Annotated in this window: 19 protein-coding genes; 11 read left to right on the forward strand and 8 right to left on the reverse strand. The window is 64.6% G+C overall.

Annotation, left to right across the window (positions count from 1 at the left end):
- The first annotated feature begins 2 nt into the window (after nt 1–2).
- Nucleotides 3–1,013 (forward strand): 3-deoxy-D-manno-octulosonic acid transferase, encoded by a 1,011-nt coding sequence (locus ASF32_RS14420; RefSeq protein ID WP_082490447.1) that lies wholly within the window; start codon nt 3–5, stop codon nt 1,011–1,013.
- Nucleotides 1,013–2,044: a tetraacyldisaccharide 4'-kinase gene (lpxK, locus tag ASF32_RS14425; RefSeq protein WP_056429619.1), complete on the forward strand. Its 1,032-nt coding sequence runs from the start codon at nt 1,013–1,015 to the stop codon at nt 2,042–2,044. Before ASF32_RS14420 ends, lpxK begins: the two co-directional genes overlap by 1 nt.
- On the opposite strand, the gene ASF32_RS14430 is transcribed toward lpxK, so the two are convergent.
- A complete protein-coding gene (locus ASF32_RS14430; protein ID WP_056429621.1) occupies nt 1,989–2,213 on the reverse strand; it encodes a DUF2093 domain-containing protein in 225 nt (74 codons plus the stop codon). The two genes, lpxK and ASF32_RS14430, sit on opposite strands and share 56 nt — an antisense overlap.
- Before the next feature lie 154 nt (nt 2,214–2,367).
- Between ASF32_RS14430 and cdd the strand changes: the two genes are divergently transcribed.
- The 4 genes from cdd to deoA are packed head-to-tail and all read left to right on the forward strand — an operon-like array spanning nt 2,368 to nt 5,660.
- On the forward strand, nt 2,368–2,805 hold the full coding sequence (cdd, locus tag ASF32_RS14435) for a cytidine deaminase (protein WP_056429624.1): 438 nt from the start codon (nt 2,368–2,370) through the stop codon (nt 2,803–2,805).
- Nucleotides 2,798–3,607: a purine-nucleoside phosphorylase gene (locus ASF32_RS14440; protein WP_056429627.1), complete on the forward strand. Its 810-nt coding sequence runs from the start codon at nt 2,798–2,800 to the stop codon at nt 3,605–3,607. The genes cdd and ASF32_RS14440 overlap by 8 nt, the downstream gene beginning before the upstream one ends.
- A gap of 8 nt (nt 3,608–3,615) precedes the next feature.
- Complete coding sequence (gene deoC, locus ASF32_RS14445) at nt 3,616–4,362, forward strand: deoxyribose-phosphate aldolase (RefSeq protein WP_056429629.1); 747 nt, start codon at nt 3,616–3,618, stop codon at nt 4,360–4,362.
- Entirely contained in the window at nt 4,362–5,660 is a 1,299-nt protein-coding gene (gene deoA, locus ASF32_RS14450; RefSeq protein ID WP_210166860.1) for a thymidine phosphorylase, read from the forward strand. Before deoC ends, deoA begins: the two co-directional genes overlap by 1 nt.
- A gap of 125 nt (nt 5,661–5,785) precedes the next feature.
- On the opposite strand, the gene ASF32_RS25430 is transcribed toward deoA, so the two are convergent.
- The 4 genes from ASF32_RS25430 to dnaK all read right to left on the reverse strand — a co-directional run bounded on the left by ASF32_RS25430 (nt 5,786) and on the right by dnaK (nt 10,358).
- A complete protein-coding gene (locus ASF32_RS25430; RefSeq protein ID WP_156467836.1) occupies nt 5,786–6,052 on the reverse strand; it encodes a hypothetical protein in 267 nt (88 codons plus the stop codon).
- Between the two features lie 288 nt (nt 6,053–6,340).
- A complete protein-coding gene (locus ASF32_RS14460) occupies nt 6,341–6,976 on the reverse strand; it encodes an rRNA adenine N-6-methyltransferase family protein (protein WP_056429636.1) in 636 nt (211 codons plus the stop codon).
- A 184-nt stretch (nt 6,977–7,160) separates the two neighbouring features.
- Entirely contained in the window at nt 7,161–8,324 is a 1,164-nt protein-coding gene (dnaJ, locus tag ASF32_RS14465; protein ID WP_056429639.1) for a molecular chaperone DnaJ, read from the reverse strand.
- A gap of 117 nt (nt 8,325–8,441) precedes the next feature.
- Nucleotides 8,442–10,358, reverse strand: a complete 1,917-nt coding sequence (dnaK, locus tag ASF32_RS14470) for a molecular chaperone DnaK (RefSeq protein WP_056429641.1) — start codon at nt 10,356–10,358, stop codon at nt 8,442–8,444.
- Between the two features lie 509 nt (nt 10,359–10,867).
- Between dnaK and ASF32_RS14475 the strand changes: the two genes are divergently transcribed.
- Nucleotides 10,868–11,854, forward strand: a complete 987-nt coding sequence (locus ASF32_RS14475) for a hypothetical protein (protein ID WP_056429643.1) — start codon at nt 10,868–10,870, stop codon at nt 11,852–11,854.
- 20 nt (nt 11,855–11,874) lie between these two features.
- On the opposite strand, the gene ASF32_RS14480 is transcribed toward ASF32_RS14475, so the two are convergent.
- Nucleotides 11,875–12,471 carry a YqgE/AlgH family protein gene (locus ASF32_RS14480; RefSeq protein ID WP_056429645.1) on the reverse strand — a complete coding sequence of 199 codons (597 nt, stop codon included), beginning with the start codon at nt 12,469–12,471 and terminating at the stop codon, nt 11,875–11,877.
- Nucleotides 12,472–13,003: 532 nt separating this feature from the next.
- On the opposite strand from ASF32_RS14480, the gene ASF32_RS14485 reads away from it, so the two are divergent.
- Nucleotides 13,004–13,486: a peroxiredoxin gene (locus tag ASF32_RS14485; protein WP_056429647.1), complete on the forward strand. Its 483-nt coding sequence runs from the start codon at nt 13,004–13,006 to the stop codon at nt 13,484–13,486.
- A 4-nt stretch (nt 13,487–13,490) separates the two neighbouring features.
- Here ASF32_RS14485 and ASF32_RS14490 read toward each other — a convergent pair whose 3' ends face one another.
- Complete coding sequence (locus tag ASF32_RS14490; protein ID WP_056429649.1) at nt 13,491–14,342, reverse strand: 3'-5' exonuclease; 852 nt, start codon at nt 14,340–14,342, stop codon at nt 13,491–13,493.
- Nucleotides 14,339–16,762: an NAD-dependent DNA ligase LigA gene (gene ligA / locus ASF32_RS14495; protein WP_056429651.1), complete on the reverse strand. Its 2,424-nt coding sequence runs from the start codon at nt 16,760–16,762 to the stop codon at nt 14,339–14,341. Before ligA ends, ASF32_RS14490 begins: the two co-directional genes overlap by 4 nt.
- A gap of 225 nt (nt 16,763–16,987) precedes the next feature.
- Between ligA and ASF32_RS14500 the strand changes: the two genes are divergently transcribed.
- The 3 genes from ASF32_RS14500 to ASF32_RS14510 all read left to right on the forward strand — a co-directional run bounded on the left by ASF32_RS14500 (nt 16,988) and on the right by ASF32_RS14510 (nt 19,397).
- Nucleotides 16,988–17,881: a protein-methionine-sulfoxide reductase heme-binding subunit MsrQ gene (locus ASF32_RS14500; protein WP_056429652.1), complete on the forward strand. Its 894-nt coding sequence runs from the start codon at nt 16,988–16,990 to the stop codon at nt 17,879–17,881.
- A gap of 84 nt (nt 17,882–17,965) precedes the next feature.
- On the forward strand, nt 17,966–18,286 hold the full coding sequence (locus tag ASF32_RS14505; RefSeq protein ID WP_056429654.1) for a hypothetical protein: 321 nt from the start codon (nt 17,966–17,968) through the stop codon (nt 18,284–18,286).
- A 97-nt stretch (nt 18,287–18,383) separates the two neighbouring features.
- Nucleotides 18,384–19,397 (forward strand): adenosine kinase, encoded by a 1,014-nt coding sequence (locus ASF32_RS14510; protein WP_056429656.1) that lies wholly within the window; start codon nt 18,384–18,386, stop codon nt 19,395–19,397.
- Nucleotides 19,398–19,466 lie beyond the last annotated feature (69 nt).

A 19,466-nucleotide genomic window follows, 5' to 3' on the forward strand; every position in this document is an offset into this window, starting at 1 on the left:
TGATCGGGCGGCGCCTGCCCGCGGGCGCGGTCCATCAGTACATGCCCCTCGACGCGCCGCGCTGGATCGAACGGTTCCTCGATCACTGGCAACCGGACTTGGCGCTGGTGGCGGAATCGGAGATCTGGCCGAACACCGTCATCGCCCTGCACCGGCGCGGCATCCCGCTGCTCCTCGTCAACGGCCGCATGTCGGAGCGGTCGTTCAAGGGCTGGGTTCGCTCGCCGCGCACCGCCGAAGCCCTGCTCTCGCGCATCGCCATCTGCCTCGCGCAGACCAGGGACGATGCTGAGCGTTTCGAAAGGCTCGGCGCACCGCGCGTGAGCATCGCCGGCAACCTAAAATACGATTCGGCCGTGCCCCCTGCAGACGATCAGCAGCTCGCCTATCTGCGCGACGTCATCGGCGACCGTCCGGTCTGGGTCGCGGCCAGCACGCATCCTGGCGAGGATGCCACGATCGCCGAAGCTCACGCCGCCTTGCAGGAGAGAGTGCCGAATCTTCTTACCGTGGTGGTGCCGCGTCACCCCCAGCGCGGCGAGGACGTGGCGGCGTGCGCCTCCGCCCTCGGGCTTAGAAGCACACTTCGCTCCCGCGGCGGTCGCCCCCACGGCAACGTCGACGTCTATGTCGCCGATACGCTCGGGGAATTGGGTCTGTTTTATCGCCTCGCGCCGCTGGTCTTCCTTGGAGGTTCCATGACGCAACGCGGCGGCCAGAATCCGATCGAACCGACCCGTCTCGATGCGGCGATCCTGCATGGGCCGAACGTGCAGAACTTCGCACAGGTCTACCACGCCCTGGACGAGGCCGGCGGGGCCCTGATGGTGGCGGATGCCGGGGAGTTGGCAGCGGCTGTCGGCGCACTCCTCCTCGACCCCCGACGGTCCCGCGCCATGGCCGATGCCGGAAACGCCGCCTTGCGTCCGTTCGAAGGGGCGGTGGAGCGCACCCTTGCGATCCTCGATCCATTCATCGCCCAGATGAAACTCTCCGCCCTGATCGCCTCCTAATGCGAGCCCCGGTTTTCTGGGACTTGCCCGGCCATCCCCTCGGCCGATTGCTGGCGCCGCTCGGGGAAATCTACGGATCGCGCGTCGCCGCCCGCATGGACCGCGCCGGCAACAAGGCGGCCTGCCCCGTCATCTGCGTCGGCAACTTCACCCTCGGTGGCGCGGGCAAGACCCCGACCGCTTTCGCCCTGGCAGCGATGCTGCGGAAGATCGGCCTGGAGCCCGCCTTCCTTACCCGCGGCTACGGCGGACGTCTGACCGGGCCGATCGCCGTCGATCCCTCTCGGCATGGATCGGCGGATGTCGGCGACGAGCCGCTCCTGCTAGCCCGCAGCGCTTTAACGATCCTGGCCCGCGACCGGCCTGCCGGGGTGGAACTCTGCCGCGCGCTCGGTGCCGGCGTGGTGGTGATGGATGACGGGCTCCAGAATCCAAGCCTCGCCAAGGACCTTTCCCTCGCCGTGGTCGACGCCGTCAGCGGAATCGGCAACGGCCTCGCTTTTCCGGCAGGTCCTCTCCGCGCACCGCTCTCGCGCCAATGGCGTCACCTCCACGGCCTCGTCGTTATCGGCGATGGTGGCCGGGGCGAGGACCTCTCGACGGAGGCGGCGTCGCGAGGCTTGCCGGTCCATCGGGCCAAGCTGGTCCCGACAGTGCCGGCTGCGGTTGCGGGAAAGCCCGTGCTCGCCTTCGCCGGGATCGGGCGGCCGCGGAAATTCTTCGATACGCTGACGGAGGCCGGAGCGACCCTAGTCGAGACCCGGTCCTTCCCGGATCACCACCCCTATCGCGCCGCGGATGTCGCCGGCCTCGCGGCTTGGGCCCAGGCTTTGGGCGCGATGCTGGTAACGACGGAGAAGGACATGGTGCGCCTGCCCGCGGATTTCGCCGCGGGGGTGACGGCGCTCGGTGTGACCCTTCGGTTCGTCGACGAGAGCCTACTGCTTGCGCAGGTGAGCCGCGTCGTCGAGACGTTCAGCCCGCCGAACGACCGAGTTCGGCCAGACGCTTCATTACCGCTTCGGGCGTGATGTAGGCCTCCTGGAGCTCGGCACTCCAGTAACGAAGATTGTCGAGGGCGATCGGCTCGCCGGTGACCGCGCAGCGCACGAAGCTTCCGGGCTTGACGACGCGCATGGTGCCGTCGCCGTACTCCACCGTCGCCTCGCCGGAGGCCTTGCGTTCGAACCGACCCAGCATGTCTCGCCCGCTTCTCAACTGCGACCATCGAATGAGCGTTCTAGGATCGCGCCGACGCCGTGTCGATGGCGCTTGATGACGTCCGATGGCGCTCGACAGGCCGGTCGCGTTCCTGTTCTAACAGCCGTCGAATCCTCCTACCGGACCCCATGCGATGGCGGACACGATCGACGCGGATCTCGCTGCTCTGTTCGATGCCGCCGGCGCGGCGAAAGCCCGCGCTTACGCGCCTTATTCGAACTTTCCCGTCGGCGCCGCCCTGAGGGACGAGCACGGCCGCCTGCATGCCGGATGCAACGTGGAGAACGCGGCCTATCCCGTCGGCACCTGCGCCGAGGCGGGCGCCATCGCCGCGATGATCGCGGCCGGCGGACGCGCCATCGCCACCATCCTCATCACAGGCAACGGCCCAATTCTGGTGACGCCATGCGGCGCCTGCCGCCAGCGCATCAGGGAGTTCGCGGAGCCCGGAACGCCGATCCACATCGCCGGCCCGGAGGGTATCCGGCACAGCTTCACCCTGGAGGCACTACTCCCTCAGTCTTTCGGGCCGGACAATCTGCACCGTACCAAGCCGTGCGCCGATGTCTGACACAGCCATCTCCCTCGCCGCCGACACGGTGCGTCGCCACGGTTTCGGCGGGCCCTACGATGCCGCCATCGTCACCGGCACGGGCCTCGGGCTGGTCGCCGGCAAGCTCGAAGACAGCATCTCCCTCGCCTATTCGGGGATTCCAGGCTTTCCCTCCCCTGGCGTGACCGGTCACGGCGGCACCCTCCATGCTGGGCGCCTCTCCGGGCGACGGGTGCTGGTTTTCGAAGGACGGAGCCACGCCTACGAAACCGGCAACGCCGCCGTCATGAAGGTGCCTCTGGGGGTCGCAAAGGCGCTTGGCGTCCCGCTCCTACTCCTCACCAATGCGGCTGGATCGTTGATGGCGCAGGCGGGCCCGGGCAGCCTTGTGGCTGTCGCAGACCACATCAATTTGTCGGGCCTCAATCCGCTGATCGGCGAGACGGGTGATGGTCGTTTTGTCCCCCTTGTCGGCGCCTATGATTCGGCTGCGCGCGAAACCCTCCACGAGGCGGCAAGGGAATGCGGGATTCCCTTGCATCACGGAGTCTATGCATGGTTCTCGGGGCCAAGCTTCGAGACTCCGGCCGAGATCCGTATGGCGGGGCGCCTCGGCGCCGATCTGGTGGGCATGTCGACAGTTCCGGAGGTGATCCTCGCCCGCTTCTTCGGCCTGCGGGTCGCGGCCATCTCGGTGGTTACGAACCTTGCCGCCGGGATCGGAGACGGCGATCCGCACCACGACGAGACCAAGCGCGCGGCCGCCGCTGCCGCGTTCGACCTCGCCCGTCTCATCGACGCGTTCGTCGCACGGCTGTAGGAAAGAGCATGAGCGACGATCCCCATCATTCCGAAACCGCCGTTGCCCGACGCGCGCTACCCCTTCTCGATCTAACCGATCTCGGCGATTCTTGTTCGGATCAGGCCATAGCGACGCTTTGCGGCAAGGCCCGGGCAAGCCGTGTCGCCGCAGTCTGCGTCTGGCCCCAGCATATCGGGCGCTGCGTCGAGTTGCTGGCCGGGACTCCGGTGCGTATCGCCACGGTGATCAACTTCCCCGCCGGAGGCACGGATATCGAGCGGGCGGTGGAGGATACCGCCGAGGCGCTGCATGACGGCGCGCATGAGATCGATCTCGTCCTACCCTATCGGGCGTACCTTGCCGGTGACACGAGGACTACGGCAGGGATGATTGAGGCCGTGCGGGAGATTGCAGGGCGCTCCATTCTCAAAGTGATCCTCGAATCCGGAGCGATGCCGGGGATCGGCCAAGTCACCGAGGCAAGCCGCCTCGCCATCGCCGCGGGGGCGGATTTCCTCAAGACCTCAACGGGCAAGAGCGTCATCTCGGCAACGCCGGAGGCCGCGGAGGCGATGCTCGCCGCCATCCGGGACAGTGATCGCCCTGTCGGATTTAAGGTCTCGGGCGGATTGCGAACCGTGGCCGATGCCGCTCTGTATCTCGCCATCGCCGACCGGATCATGGGGCCGGGCTGGGTCGAGCCGCAGACTTTCCGCATTGGGGCGAGCAGCCTACATGACGCGCTGACTGCGAGCCTCGGAGGCCACGCTTGATGCTGCCGCAGGAGCTGATCCGGGCCAAGCGGGATGGACGCATTCTCGCTGATGCCGAGATCGCCGACTTCATCTCCGGTCTCACCGATGGGCGGGTGACCGAGGGGCAGGCCGCCGCCTTCGCCATGGCCGTGTTTTTCCGTGGCCTGTCACTGGCCGAGCGCGTGGCCCTAACGCGGGCGATGACTCATTCGGGCTCAGTGCTGGATTGGGATTTGCCCGGCCCGGTGCTCGACAAGCACTCCACCGGCGGCGTCGGCGATACGGTCAGCCTCGCTCTGGCACCCATGGTGGCTGCCTGCGGTGGTTACGTACCGATGATCTCCGGCCGCGGCCTGGGCCATACCGGCGGCACCCTTGATAAGCTCGCGAGCATTCCCGGCTACGACGCGACACCCGGCCTCGATCGTTTCCGCAGCGTCACCCGCTCCGTCGGTTGCGCCATCATCGGACAGACGGCCGACCTGGCTCCAGCGGACCGGCGGCTCTACGCCATCCGCGACGTCACCGGCACGGTGGAATCCCTCGACCTGATTACGGCATCGATCCTGTCGAAGAAGCTCGCGGCCGGGCTCGACGGTCTCGTGATGGATGTGAAGACGGGCTCCGGAGCGTTCATGGCGGAGACGAAGGAGGCACAGGCTCTCGCGGAAAGCATCGTTACCGTCGCCAAGGGCGCTGGGCTGAAAACCGTCGCGCTTATCACTAACATGGACGCTCCCCTGGCCTCCTCCGCCGGCAACGCCCTCGAAGTCTCCTATGCGGTGGATTACCTCGCCGGTCGCTCCTGTGAACCAGCCTTCCATGCCGTAACCGTGGCGCTCTGTGCCGAGATGCTGATGCTGGGCGGCCTTGCCAAGGACTTCGACGACGCATCCCGCAGGGTCGAGCAGGCACGCGACTCCGGACGGGCGCTCGAAATCTTCGGACGGATGCTGGCTGAGTTGGGGGGACCTGCGGATTTCATTGAAAAAACCGACCAATATTGCTCCGTCGCACCGGTGATCCGCCGGGTGAAGATGACCACGACCGGTACAGTCGCTCGGGTAGAGACTCGCAAACTCGGGCTTGCCGTCATTTCACTCGGCGGCGGCCGTACCCGGCCACAAGACGATATCGATCCGGCAGTCGGCTTCTCATCACTCGCCCGCCCAGGAGATACAGCTGATCTCCTCGGCATCATTCATGCGCGGACAGAAGCCCATGCCGATGCCGCTGAAGTAGCCCTCCGTGCTGCCTACCGGATCGCCCCCGATGCCCCTCAACCGCCTCCGGACATTGCCCAACGCATCGCTTGAGGAGCACGACAGCTGGCGTTGAAAGAGGAACGGCCCGCGCCGTTTAAGTTCAAGAACTGGCCGGCCTCGCCAGAGAACGCGGGTGTCGTGAATGGCACCGATGCCCATGCCGAAGGCGAGGTTCTTTAAGCCCTGGAAAGGGATGGATTGGTCCTATGGGAAACCAAGAAGAAGCCCCAGCGGATGAACCCGCTGGGGCTTTTTTTACTAGAAGCGATAGTAACCGCCGTGGCGATGCCCGTGATGGTGATGGTGGCCCCAACCGTGATGGCGCGGGCGCCATCCATGATGACCATGACCGCCCCAGCCGTGCCCACGGTGCCCGCCCCAGCCATGGCGATGATGTCCACCCCAGCCATGGTGCCTACGATGGTGATGGTGATGGTGCCCACCCCAACCGTACTGAACAGGAACGATACCGGCCTGTGCCGGATCGGCCAAGGCTACGGAAGGGGAAAGGGGTGCTGCCTGAACGATGCCCGGTGACATGCCAACAACGCCGACGGCGAGGGCCGCAGCGGCAAACCAACCTCTCATCCGGTGTGCGAATGCGCGAAACGCCATGTCAGCCTCCGTCGATTGCTACGCCAGGACGATCCCGGCGCTGTAGCCAGACCGTAGGAGCAATGGGCTGAACCGTGGATGAGCCGGCTCTTCAGCCAACGTTCGGCAGCAATGACTCAGGGACGGCGGTAAACCCAGACCCGTGCTGGCGGAAGGTTGAGCCAAACACGGCTCGAGCGGCTGGCTGTATAGCTCCCGGCATCGCAGCGTTCGGGGATCGGCGGCACCACCGCATAGGTGAACTGCACGAAGGGCGAACCCGGATGCATCATCGTATGCGCGGCATTGAGAAGATCGAGACGTTGCTCGAGAGGTTTGGTGAACAGCGGCAGGCTGGAGACGGTTGCAGCGGCCTTTGAAGTGAGCAACTCACCGATCGTCTGTTTCATGTTGTAGGCGTCGCCGCGCAGGATCGTAGCGCGAGGAAAACGTTTCTGCAGCAATTTGCAGAAATCCGGATTGTACTCCACGAGCACGAGACGTTCTTGCTCGATGCCCCGGCGGATGAGTGCCTCGGTCACCGGACCGGTACCGGGTCCGAGTTCGATCACGGGGCCCGGCGTACGAGGATCGACATAGGATGCCATCATCCGCGCGAGCATCTTGCCCGACGGCGTCACCGAACCGGTAACGAGCGGCCTCTCGAACCAAGAGCGCAGGAAGCGAGCTTCATCCTCCAGCGGCTCCCGCCGTTCACGGACAGAACCGGTAGCGGCGTAGGCTTTGGCGCTGGGTCGGCGTAGCGGCAACAAGATCCACTATCCTCAGATCACGCGTGGGAGGCTAAGGCTAGACGACAAAAGAGCGATGTCCGTCAAGACACAAGCCTCGTATCACCAGGGAGGGCGGAGCGTGCTCGCGGCGCCGATGCAACACCGCCACAGCTACAACGGCAAAGAGCCGGTTTCGATCCGCCGTCGCGGATGAGGACGGCCGTCACGAGCGGGCTGCCCCGCTGAGACCGTCGAAGAAGTCCCGCACCTTCGAAAAGAAGCCTGCGCTCTCAGGGTGGTTCTCTTCGGAGGCCGTACTATTAAATTCTTGGAGGAGCTCGCGCTGGCGCTTCGATAGGTTCTGCGGGGTCTCTACGAAGACCTGAATATAAAGATCGCCGACATCCCGCGACCGCAGGACCGGCATGCCACGACCCTTTATGCGAAACTGCTTGGCGGTCTGTGTCCCCGCGGGGATGCGGACTTCCGTCTGCGAACCATCGATGACCGGCACAGTGATTTCGCCCGACAAGGCGGCTGTCACCATGGAGATCGGGACGCGACAGAAAAGATCGGCACCATCGCGCTGGAAGAAGGTATGCGGTTTGATCGACAGGAAGACGTAGAGATCGCCTGCCGGCCCACCTCGCAGTCCCGTCTCGCCCTCTCCAGCCAGACGGATGCGCAGACCGTCATCCACGCCCGCCGGGACGTTGATGGACAGTGTGCGTTCCCGCGTGACGCGCCCCGCGCCGGAGCAATTACCGCACGGATTATCGATGATCTCTCCGCGCCCGTGACAAGCCGGGCAGGTACGCTCAATGGCAAAGAACCCTTGGGCAGCCCGCACGCGGCCGTAGCCGCCGCAGGTCTGGCAGGGCTTCGGCTTGGACCCGGCCTTCGCACCGCTGCCGGAGCAAACTTCGCAGGTTACGGCCGTTGCCATCGTGATGGTTTCGGTCTTGCCGGCGAACGCATCCTCAAGAGAGATCTCTAGATTGTAGCGCAGGTCTGCGCCGCGCTCACGGGTCGCGCCACCGCGACCGCCTCGCGCGCCCCCGGCTGCTGCCCCCCCTCGACCATCACCGAAGAAATTATCGAAAATGTCCGACATGAAGTCGCCGAACTCGTTTCCAAATCCGGGGCCACCCGCTCCCCCCTGCTGGAAGGCAGCATGACCGAAACGATCGTAGGCCGCGCGCTTCTGCCCATCGGTGAGCGTCTGGTAGGCCTCGTTGATTTCCTTGAATTTGAGCTCTGCTTCCGCATTCCCCGGATTACGATCCGGGTGGTAGGTCATCGCCAGCTTGCGGAAGGCGACCTTCATCTCGCCGTCGGTCGCGGTCTTTGAGACCCCAAGAATCTCGTAGTAGTCCCGCTTCGACATTCCCCGTCCTCAAAAGTCCCCGGCGGATCTCACCCATCGTCGCGGGAATCACGCCATTGTCGATAACCAGACGTGATGCGGGGCCGGATCACTCCGGCCCCGCATGCAGCGTGCGCCTTATGCCCGCTTCTTCTGGTCCTTGTCATCGACTTCCTGGAAGTCGGCGTCGATGACATCGTCTTTCTTAGTCTCCTCACCGGCAGCGGCATCCGCCCCGCCTTCCGGCGTTTGGCTGGCGGCGTACATCGCCTCACCGAGCTTCATGGAAGCTTGCATCAGATCCGTGGTGCGGGACTTGATGACCTCGGCATCATCACCCTCGAGGGCCGTGCGAAGGGCAGTCATAGCGGTCTCGATGGCGCCCTTGTCGTCGGCCGAGACCTTGTCGCCATACTCCTTCACCGACTTCTCGGTGGCGTGGATCAGGCTTTCGCCCTGGTTCTTCACCTCGACCAACTCACGCCGCTTCTTATCCGCCTCGGCATTGGCCTCGGCATCCTTCACCATCCGGTCGATATCGGCATCCGAGAGTCCACCCGAGGCCTGGATACGGATCTGGTGCTCCTTGTTCGTCGCCTTATCCTTGGCCGTCACGTTGACGATGCCGTTGGCGTCGATGTCGAAGGTCACCTCGATCTGCGGCATGCCGCGCGGGGCCGGCGGGATGCCCATCAGGTCGAACTGGCCGAGCATCTTGTTGTCGGCCGCCATCTCGCGCTCACCCTGGAAGACCCGGATGGTGACAGCGTTCTGGTTGTCCTCGGCCGTCGAGAAAGTCTGTGACTTCTTCGTCGGGATCGTGGTGTTGCGGTCGATCAGGCGAGTGAACACGCCACCAAGTGTCTCGATGCCAAGCGACAGCGGGGTCACGTCGAGGAGCAGCACGTCCTTGACGTCGCCCTGCAGCACGCCGGCCTGAACCGCCGCACCGATGGCCACGACCTCATCCGGATTGACACCCTTGTGGGGCTCCTTACCGAAGAAGGACTTCACCACTTCCTGGATCTTCGGCATGCGGATCATGCCGCCAACCAGAACCACCTCGTCGATCTCGGAGGCCGAGACGCCGGCATCCTTGAGCGCCTTGCGACAGGGCTCGATCGTGCGCTGGACGAGGTCGTCGACCAGGGACTCGAACTTGGCGCGGCTGAGCTTCAGCGCGAGGTGCTTAGGCCCCGTGGCGTCGGCCGTGATGTAGGGCAGGTTGATCTCGGTCTGAGTAGCCGAAGACAGCTCGATCTTCGCTTTCTCAGCGGCCTCCTTGAGGCGCTGAAGGGCGAGCTTGTCCTTCGTCAGATCGATGCCCTGCTCCTTTTTGAACTCGGAGGTCAGGTACTCGACGACTCGGTTATCGAAATCCTCGCCGCCGAGGAAGGTATCGCCGTTCGTGGACTTCACCTCGAACACACCGTCACCGATCTCGAGGATCGACACATCGAACGTGCCGCCACCGAGATCATAAACTGCGATCGTGCCGGTCTTCTTCTTATCGAGGCCGTAGGCCAGGGCGGCCGCTGTCGGCTCGTTGATGATGCGCAGGACTTCGAGGCCGGCGATCTTGCCGGCATCCTTGGTCGCCTGACGCTGTGCATCGTTGAAATAGGCGGGGACCGTGATGACGGCCTGCGTCACCGGCTGACCGAGGTGTGCCTCAGCAGTCTCCTTCATCTTCTGAAGCGTGAAAGCCGAGATCTGCGAGGGAGAATACTTCTTGCCGTCGGCCTCGACCCAGGCATCGCCATTGTCGCCGCGGACGATCTTGTAGGGCACGAGACCCTTGTCCTTCTGCGTCATCGGGTCGTCGTAGGTACGGCCCACGAGACGCTTGATGGCGAAGAACGTGTGTTCCGGATTGGTGACGGCCTGACGCTTGGCCGGTTGGCCGACGAGACGCTCGCCGTCGTCGAGGAAGGCGACGATCGACGGCGTGGTGCGCGCGCCTTCCGCGTTTTCGATGACCTTGGGCTGCGTGCCTTCCATGACGGCCACGCAGGAATTGGTGGTGCCCAGATCGATGCCGATTACTTTACCCATGGCGGGATCCCTCTCATGTCATTTGGTCAAGCAGACCGCCGAGCCCCGAAGCGGCCCGGCCCATGGCGGTGAAGAACGAAAGATTGTGAGAGCGGAATTCGAACCAGCCAGAGCGCCTAAAACGCGCCAATCCAGGTCTTAATCCCGCGTCCCGCCGGATATAAGAAGGGTGATGCGGAGCCGCAAGGCAAAGCGTTCCGAACTGCCACGCCGATCCTATCTCCTTCGCGAATCGGGATGTTTGCACGGGAAATGATCGATATTCGGCAGCATGGATCTCAAAAATGTTGCAGGGACGCCACGTCCGCGCCACCCATCACATGCTAGTCTGGAACGTGGAAGACGGGCTTCCGGGCCGTCAAAGCGGGTCAAAAGTCAGTTTGTCGGCGAAAGCATCAGCCCCGGATGTGCCATCAGGGTATCGAAACAGTTGATGCAGAACGAGAGCCCGACGCACATTCACCGTTCACCAGTCCGGTGCCGCGAGCTCCAAAGGCATGAAAGACTTGATGCGTCCATCCCGCGCCTTCCACCTGCTCCCTGCACTCCTCGTCCTGCCTCTCGTCGCCCTTCCGGCGAACGAAGCCGGGGCGCAGAACTTTTTCGAGGAGCTGTTCGGCATCGGCAAGGCGGCTAAGCCTCCAGTACCACCTCGCGGGGTACCTCCGGCCGGAGCGCCTCAGCCGGGGACGTTGCTGCCGCCGGGCGCACCAGGAGAAACAGCCCCTGAAGCTCCAAGGCCGGCCCCTGCGCCCCCGCGCCCCGTCGTCCTGAAAACACCGAGCGACGACAACATCCTTGGCCAGGAACTCCTGCTCAATGGCCTGACCGGCAGCCTCAAGATCGACAAGGCTGGCAATGCGGCCACCGCGCGGATCACCTTGCCCGGCACCAAGATTTCGCAGCCGAGCGAGACCTGCAAGGTACCGCTATCCGGGGGCTCGCCGATTTCTCTTTCCTCCGAGGGACGTCCCCAGGGCGTGGCACGCTACGAGATCACCGGCGGTGAATGCCCGCTTCGGTTCGAAATCCTCGAAGGCAGCGTCTTGGTGACACCGATTAGCGGTGGCCGTGTCTGCAGCTTCGCATCGGCAGATTGCGCCACCAATCCGGGCGGCCTATGGGGTCCTGCAGCAGCGACCCTAATCCCTCGCTCCGCCGAATTCGACTCTGGACGAGGCGTCGCCGACAAGGCTGTGCGTGATAACTACAAGGTGATGACCCAGCGCGCCCGCGGGCAGGACGTCCGCACCATCGTCACCGAACAGGCGGCTTTCTCCTCCGACCGTGAGCAAACGTGCCGGACCTATGCCCGGGAGGGCGCCCACGGCTTCTGCAACGTGCGCTTCACCGAGGCGCGGGCACTTTCCCTTGCTGCAAGGCTTGGCGCTAATACGAGCACACCGACCGCGAGCACGACGCCCAGGCCTCGTAAGGCGAAGCCGCCGGTGGAGGGTATGAACCCAGACAGTGACGGTTCGCCGATCGGAGAATGAAGCGATACGAGCCGATCCGTTCAGGCTCGCCCTGCGCTGAAGGATAGCATCGCCGGGTCGATACCGTTGCTGCGCAGAGTGCGTTCGTACTTCGTTTCGAGCGCAGCATTGAAAATCATCTCCGGGTCTGCAGGGCAGTTGAGCCAGCCATTGGCGAGAATCTCGCTCTCGAGCTGGCCTGCCTGCCACCCTGCATAACCGAGGGCGAGGACTGCGCTGGCAGGTCCCGCCCCGTTCGCGATGGCCCGTAGAATCTCCACGGTCGCGGTGAGGCAGATCCCATCATCAATGATGAGTGTCGACTGATCGATGTGGAAGTCGTCGGTGTGAAGCACGAAGCCGCGCTTGGCATCCACCGGACCGCCCATGAGCACAGGAATATGGCCCACCTTCTCACGCAGGCGGATCGCGTCGTCCTCACTGGCGATGTCCAACTGGACCAGGAGGTCGGGCATGTTCAGGTCGCTGGCCGGCTTGTTAAGGATAATCCCCATCGCACCATCGGCGGAATGGGCGCAGAGATAGATCACCGACCTTGCGAAGCGCTCGTCCGTAAGGCCGGGCATTGCCACGAGGAACTGACCGTCGAGATAGGCGGAGACCGGATCATGTCGCATCGCATCATGCTACCTGGGCGTGATGGCTTGTCCAGCAGGGATGCGATCCAGCCCATCGATAAGAAGGATGACGACCTCCCTGTCCCTGCTGAAGCGGCGGCGCGTGAATGATGCATCGCTGGAAAATTCGCAGTTCCTAAGCTTCGATGACCTAAGGATCGAAGCGGGCAGTTGGAGGTCCGCGGCGTCGGGAAGGGCTGAATCATCATCCTTCCCATGGATTTTCAGCCCGTGCTAGTTCGGGAAACCGGAACGACCTTTCACATCCCGCTTTTCGCTCGAACCCGACTGGGTTGAGGACGACGACCTATCCGTACCCGCTCGATACGGTCGACGTCCATCAATGGAATGTGGACGGGGGCTCCTTCGCGGAGGCTCGCCTCGACACGCCCCTAGGCTCGGGCTAGACCCTTCTCACCTATCGGGGGTCATCATGGCTCCATTGGCCCATGAGCTCTCGCGCGTCGTGGTGTCAGAACTCGGTCATCGAGACCGGGCATGGGCTCCAGGCGATCTGAGGAGACGACGACGGATGACGATCCAGGTTGGCGACCACCTTCCACAGGTGACCTTTCGCGTGAATGGCGCCGGGGGCCCCGAGGCTAAGACCACCGACGATATCTTCAAGGGGCGCCGCATCGTGCTGATCGGCGTACCAGGCGCATTCACGCCGAGTTGCCACCGCAACCACTTGCCCGGCTTCGTCGAGAAGCAGGAAGAGATCAAGGCACGCGGCGTCGATGCCGTGGCGGTGACCTCCGTCAACGACGTGTTCGTCCTCGAAGCCTGGCAGAAGGCCAGCAATGCCGACGGGATCGAGTTCCTCGCCGACGGCAATGCCGAGTTCGCCAAGGCCATCGGCCTCGACATGGACGGGGCCGGCTTCGGTCTCGGACCGCGCTCTAAGCGTTATTCCATGCTGGTGGATGATGGCGTGGTGCGCGTCCTGAACGTCGAAGAATCTCCGGCCAAGACCGAAATTTCCGGCGTCGACGCCCTGCTCAAGGTCATCTGAACGGTCACATGTCCCGGGGTCGCGGTATCGCGGCCTCGTCGAACATCCGGCTGAGGGCGACCACGTCCGCGTGGTTGCCCGATACGAGATCGGTGATGTCACCGACGAGAAGCGCCTTGGCATGACGGCAGGCGACACCGTAGCGTCCCGCCATACAGGTGCATCGCAGACGCGGGCCGCTCGGGCGGTCCTCCAGGGTCACCGCGTAGAGATTGCCGCTGCTACCCCGCACGGAGAACCGCATCGCCCCGATCGGCGAGACGGGTGACTCGAACGACCTTGTTTCCCGTTCGACATATCCGGCCGGCAGTCGGGTGACCGGCAGATGGATCGCCCTCGCCAGGGCAGTGATGTCGGGAGCTCCGTGCTGCCTCGCCGCAGCCAGGGCGATCTCCGCGCATGCATAGGCGTCCTCACCCGCATCGTGATGTTCGAAACGGATGCCGAGCCGGGCGGCGACCTTGCCGAGGCCGCATCCCTCCGGTGCGGGAAACACTTTTCGCGCGATTTGAAGTGTGCAGAGCGAAGCGAAGGCTGGAACGGTCATGCCATAGGCGTGGAGCGAGGCCCGGAGCACACCCATGTCGAAGCCGGCATTGTGAGCGAGTACCAGCCCGGACGAGAGGTCGGGCAGGAACTCCGCCATCACATCCGGGAATTCCGGTTCCTTGCGGACATCCGCCGGCAGGATACCGTGGACCCGGATGTTGCCTCGCGAGAACCGAATCTCACGTGGCCGGATCAGGCGTGATTCACGCCGGACCACCGCGCCGCCTTCGATCCATGCGAGCCCGACCGCGCAGGCGCTGTCGCGCCGTTCGTTGGCTGTCTCGAAATCGATGGCGAGCGTCGTCACGCCGTCTCCACCATGGCGATCCAATCTTCCTCGCTCACCACTTTGACCCCGTGCTTCTCGGCATCTTTCAGCTTTGAGCCCGCGCCGGGCCCCGCGACGACAAGGTCGGTCTTGGCCGAGACGGAGCCCGAGACCTTGGCGCCGAGGCGTTCAGCCGTGGCTTTGGCCTCGCCTCGGGTCATGCGCTCCAGGGTGCCGGTGAAGACAAGGGTCTTGCCGGCGAAAGCGGTCGCAGTGGCGGCCACCGCCATCGGCTCGGTCTTCACTTCTCCGAGCAGGGCGTTGACCGCATCGGCATTGTGAGGTTCGGCAAAGAACGCGATGAGGGAATCGGTGGCCACGGGGCCGATCTCGCCATCGTCGGCGAAGACCCGATAGGGATCGCCGGGACGCTGGTCACGGGCGCGGGCGACGGCTGCTTCCACGGCAGCCTCGTCGCCGTAATGGGCGATCAGGTTAGCCCGCTGCGCCGTAGTCGGGCGCCGGCCCGTCCCGACCTCGCTGCCCTCCGCCTCGCCCACGAAACCGAATTCGAGCAACCGGTCCCGCGTCGTCGGCCCAACCCTCGGTACCGCCGAGAGTTCGAGCCAGTCCGGTCCAGCTTGAGCGGCGGCAGCGGCGGCGAGGGCCTGCATCAGGCTCGGCATATCCGGAAAGCGTTTGGCCAGGGCTTTGGCGGTGGACTCGCCAATATGGCGAATCCCGAGGGCGAACAGGAACCGGTTGAGGGCCAGGCTGCGGCGCTCATCGATGGAGGCGAGCAGGTTCTTAATGGCCTTGTCCTCGTCGTCCCCCTTCTTCTTCGCCTTTTTCGGTGGCGGCTCACCTTCGGCGCGACGCTCGGCCGAAAGCGCTTCTCGACGGGCGACGATAGCCTCCTTCAACGGCGCGAATTCCAGGCGGAACAGGTCAGCAGGTTGCTTGATGAGTCCGGCCTCGAACAGCACCTCGATATAGGTCTGGCCGAAGCCTTCGAGATCGAAGGCGTTGCGCGAGACGAAATGCTTCAGGCGCTCCAGTCCCTGCGCCGGGCAGATGAGCCCGCCAGTGCAGCGGCGTACCGCATCGCGCTGTCCGGTGCGTGGATTGACCTCGCGGACGGCGCGGCTGCCGCAGGCGGGGCAGGTCTCCGGAAAGACATAGGGCTTCGATTCCGGCGGCCGCCGCGCAAGATCGACATCCATCACCTTCGGGATCACGTCGCCGGCACGTTGGACGATGACCGTATCGCCGACGCGGATGTCGCGACCGTCGCGGATCGGCTCGCCGTCCCCGCCAACGCCCTGGACGTAGCCTTCGTTATGAAGCGTCGCGTTCGAAACAACGACACCGCCCACCGTTACGGGCTTCAACCGCGCCAGCGGATTCAACGACCCGGTCCGGCCGACATTGATCTCGATGGCCTCGAGGATCGTGAAGGCCTTCTGCGCCGCAAACTTATGCGCCAGCGCCCAGCGCGGGCTGCGCGAGACGAAGCCGAGGCGTCGCTGAAGTGCCAGATCGTCGACCTTGTAGACGATGCCGTCGATGTCGTAGCCGAGGCCGGCGCGATCCTCCTCGATCGTGCGGTAATGCGCCAGCATGGCTTCCGCGTCTGTGCAGAGCACAGTGCGGTCGTTCACCGCGAATCCCCAGGAGGCGAAGGCCGCGATCATGCCGTGCTGCGTCGTCTCCGGCATCTCCGACATCTCACCCCAGGCATAGGCGAAGAATTTCAACGGCCGCGAGGCGGTGATCTGGGAATCGAGCTGGCGCAGGGACCCAGCCGCCGCATTGCGCGGATTGGCGAAAAGCGCCTTCCCTGCCGCTTCCTGGCGAGCGTTGATGGCGGCGAAATCCGCGTGCGAGAGATAGACCTCGCCACGTACCTCGCAGATCTCCGGCCAACCCGTCCCAGCCAGCACCTCCGGGATGCCCGAGACGGTTCTCGCATTCGCGGTCACATCCTCGCCGACCTCGCCATCGCCGCGGGTGGCCGCCGTGACAAGCTTACCCTCGACATAGCGTAGGGAGAGGGACAGGCCGTCGATCTTGGGCTCGGCAGTGAAGGCAAGCGGCTCATCGGGCAGGTTAAGAAAGCGACGGACCCGGCCCACGAAATCGTGGACCTCCTCATCCGCGAAGGCGTTCCCCAGCGACAGCATCGGCACCGCATGCCGAACTTTAGCGAATTTTTCCGAGGCCTTTGCGCCGACGGAGGCGCTTGCCTGTCCGGTGCCGGCAAGATCCGGAAAGCGGGTCTCGATCGTCTCGAGGCGACGCCGGAGGGCGTCGTATTCCGCATCCGTGATCTCGGGTGCGTCCTCTCCGTGATAGAGCCGGTCTGCCTCCGCGATCTGCTCGGACAATGCGGCGTGCTCGGCCCGAGCCTCCTCGGCGCTCATGGCATCGATCGGGTCGGACAAGGCGGATGCTGGCATGAATACGTTTCGCGGCTTTGGCTGGGGCATCGCGGGGTTTATCACAACCGGGCACGGCGACGGGAGGCCCCACGGATGCGCCGCAGCGGCACGGTGGAGAGGTAACCTTCGGCGGAAGCCATACGAATGGAACAGGCAGTCTCGCGCGAACGTGTGACTGGCCACCCTATATCGTCCCCACGCTCGCCTATTTGAGGGTGAAGACTTTTCCGATGACGGACCTTCATGCCTGCCACACCCGCTTTCTCCGCTCCCTGGCGTGACCGCGCCGGCCGTGTCTCGGGCTTGAAACTCGCGACATTCCTGTTCGCGCTGGCGCCCGGCCTCTGGCTCGCCGCCGCCTATGGGCTCGACGCCCTTGGGCCGAAGCCGATCACCGCCCTCATTCACAGCACAGGAGAGTGGGCGGTGCGCTTCCTGCTGCTGTCGCTCGCAGTGACACCGCTGCGGCGGATCGCGAACTATCCGAAGCTGATCCTGGTCCGGCGCATGCTCGGCCTCACCGTCCTCGCCTATGGTGTCGTCCATCTAGGTCTCTATGTCGTGGACCAGAATTTCATCCTGTCGAAGGTGGTGAGCGAGATCGTCTCGCGGTTCTATCTCACGATCGGCTTCGTGGCCCTGCTCGGTCTCACCGTATTGGGGATCACCTCCACGGACGGGATGATCCGCCGTCTCGGCAAAGCCTGGCCGCGCCTGCATAAAACCGTCTACGTCATCGCGGTGCTCGGCCTGTTCCACTACTTCCTTCAGGCCAAGATCGACGTGTCGGCGCCGGTCTACTGGACGGGCCTGTTTCTTCTGCTGATGGGATGGCGGGGAATGCAGCGTTTCCGCCTGCCAATGAACGCGATCACCCTCCTCGGCCTCGCCATCGCGGCCTCCCTCGTCACCGCCCTGGTGGAAGCGGCGTGGTATGGGGTGAAGAGCGGCGTACCCGCCAGCGCGGTGCTCGGAGCCAATCTCGAATTCTACGATGGCCTGCGCCCGGCTTGGTGGGTGCTCGTCACCGGCATCGCGCTGCCCCTGCTCAACGCGATGCGTCCCGCCATGACTAGAGGCGGCAAGGGCAGACCTGCCCCCCACCAGTCCGGGCGGGAAGCGGTCCAGGCGAGCTGAGCGCTTGCTGCAGCGCAGTCCCTCACGCACAAGCTCAGCGCCGTCCGGGTGAGTGGGCGTCTCGAACGTGAGGGAATTCCAGCGATGCATGTCAGGCTTCTTGGAGCGGCTCTCGTCCTGACGGCCCTTCTCCCGTCCTTCGCCATGGCGGAATGCGCGAAGGCCGTGCCGCCGGACCCGGCGACGCGCCCGACGAAGCCGACCGCCCCCGCCAAGCCGGCTTGCCTCGATGCCAAGGGAGGATGCCCCGGCTGGGAGGCCTACACGTTCAACGACGCGGTGAAGGCTTACAATCTCCAGATCGCGGCCTATCGTCCCCTGGCCGAGGCCTATGTGAAGGCGCTGAACGCCTATGTGAAAGCGAGCGGCGACTACGCGCAGTGTGAGGTGAAGGCGCTGCAATAGCCGACGCCGCCGCGATCTATGGTGCCCTCCCTCGCTTGACCCTCCTTGGGTGCAATGCCACAGCCTGCGGCATCGCCAGCGCCAGACAGGATGTCCGATGTCCGCTCCCCTCGACCTTCTCGTCCTCGGCAACGCCATCGTCGACCTGATCGCGCGGACGGATGATGGGTTTCTCGAACAGCAGGGCGTCCCTAAGGGCGCGATGCAGCTCATCGACGAGGACCGGGCGGAGAGCCTGTTCTCGGTGATGGGACCGGCCACCATCGTTTCCGGCGGTTCTGGCGCGAACACCGCGGTGGGCGCGGCTCTCCTCGGCGCGAAGACCGGCTTCATCGGCAAGGTCCGCGACGACGAGCTCGGGGGGCTTTTCGCCCATGATCTCAAGGCGACGGGCGTCTCCTTCACTGTGCCGGCCGCTCCGGAAGGCCCCGCCACCGCCCGCTGCTTCATTTTGGTGACGCCGGATGGCGAGCGCACCATGAACACCTATCTCGGCGCCTGCCAGGGTCTGTCACCGGCCGATGTCGACGAGGCCACCGTGGCGAGTGCCCGCACCGTCTATCTCGAAGGTTATCTGTGGGACCCGCCGGCGGCCAAGGAAGCTTTCCGCAAGGCCGCCAAGATCGCCCACAATGCCGGCAACGCCGTCGCACTGACTTTGTCCGATGCGTTCTGCGTCGGCCGCTACCGCGAGGAGTTTCTGGGCCTCATCCGTGACGGCAGCATCGATATTCTGTTCGCCAATATTGGCGAGCTGAAGAGCCTCTACGAGACGGACAACGAAGAAGCGGCCATCAAAGCTTTGCGCGACGAGCGCAACCAGCGTGGCATGCATCTCCTCGGCCTCGTCACCCGCTCCGCCGAGGGCGCGATCGTGGTGAAGGGCGGTGAGATCCGCGCCATCGAGGCCGCGCCGGTGACCGAGCTGGTGGATACGACCGGCGCCGGAGACCTGTTCGCGGCGGGTTTCCTCGCCGGACATGCCCGCGGCCTCGACAACGTGTCGAGCGCCCGGCTCGGAGCCTTGGCGGCGGCGGAGGTGATCCAGCATATCGGCGCCCGGCCGCAGCACGACCTCGTGGCCCTGGCCAAGGCGCGCGGCCTCCTCTGAAATCACCGCCATAGCACCCCCCTTTCGACCGCCATCGGACGCGATTAACGACGAAGCGGTAGATGGGTC

It is taken from the genome of Methylobacterium sp. Leaf91 (assembly GCF_001422815.1).
GTDB lineage: Bacteria > Pseudomonadota > Alphaproteobacteria > Rhizobiales > Beijerinckiaceae > Methylobacterium.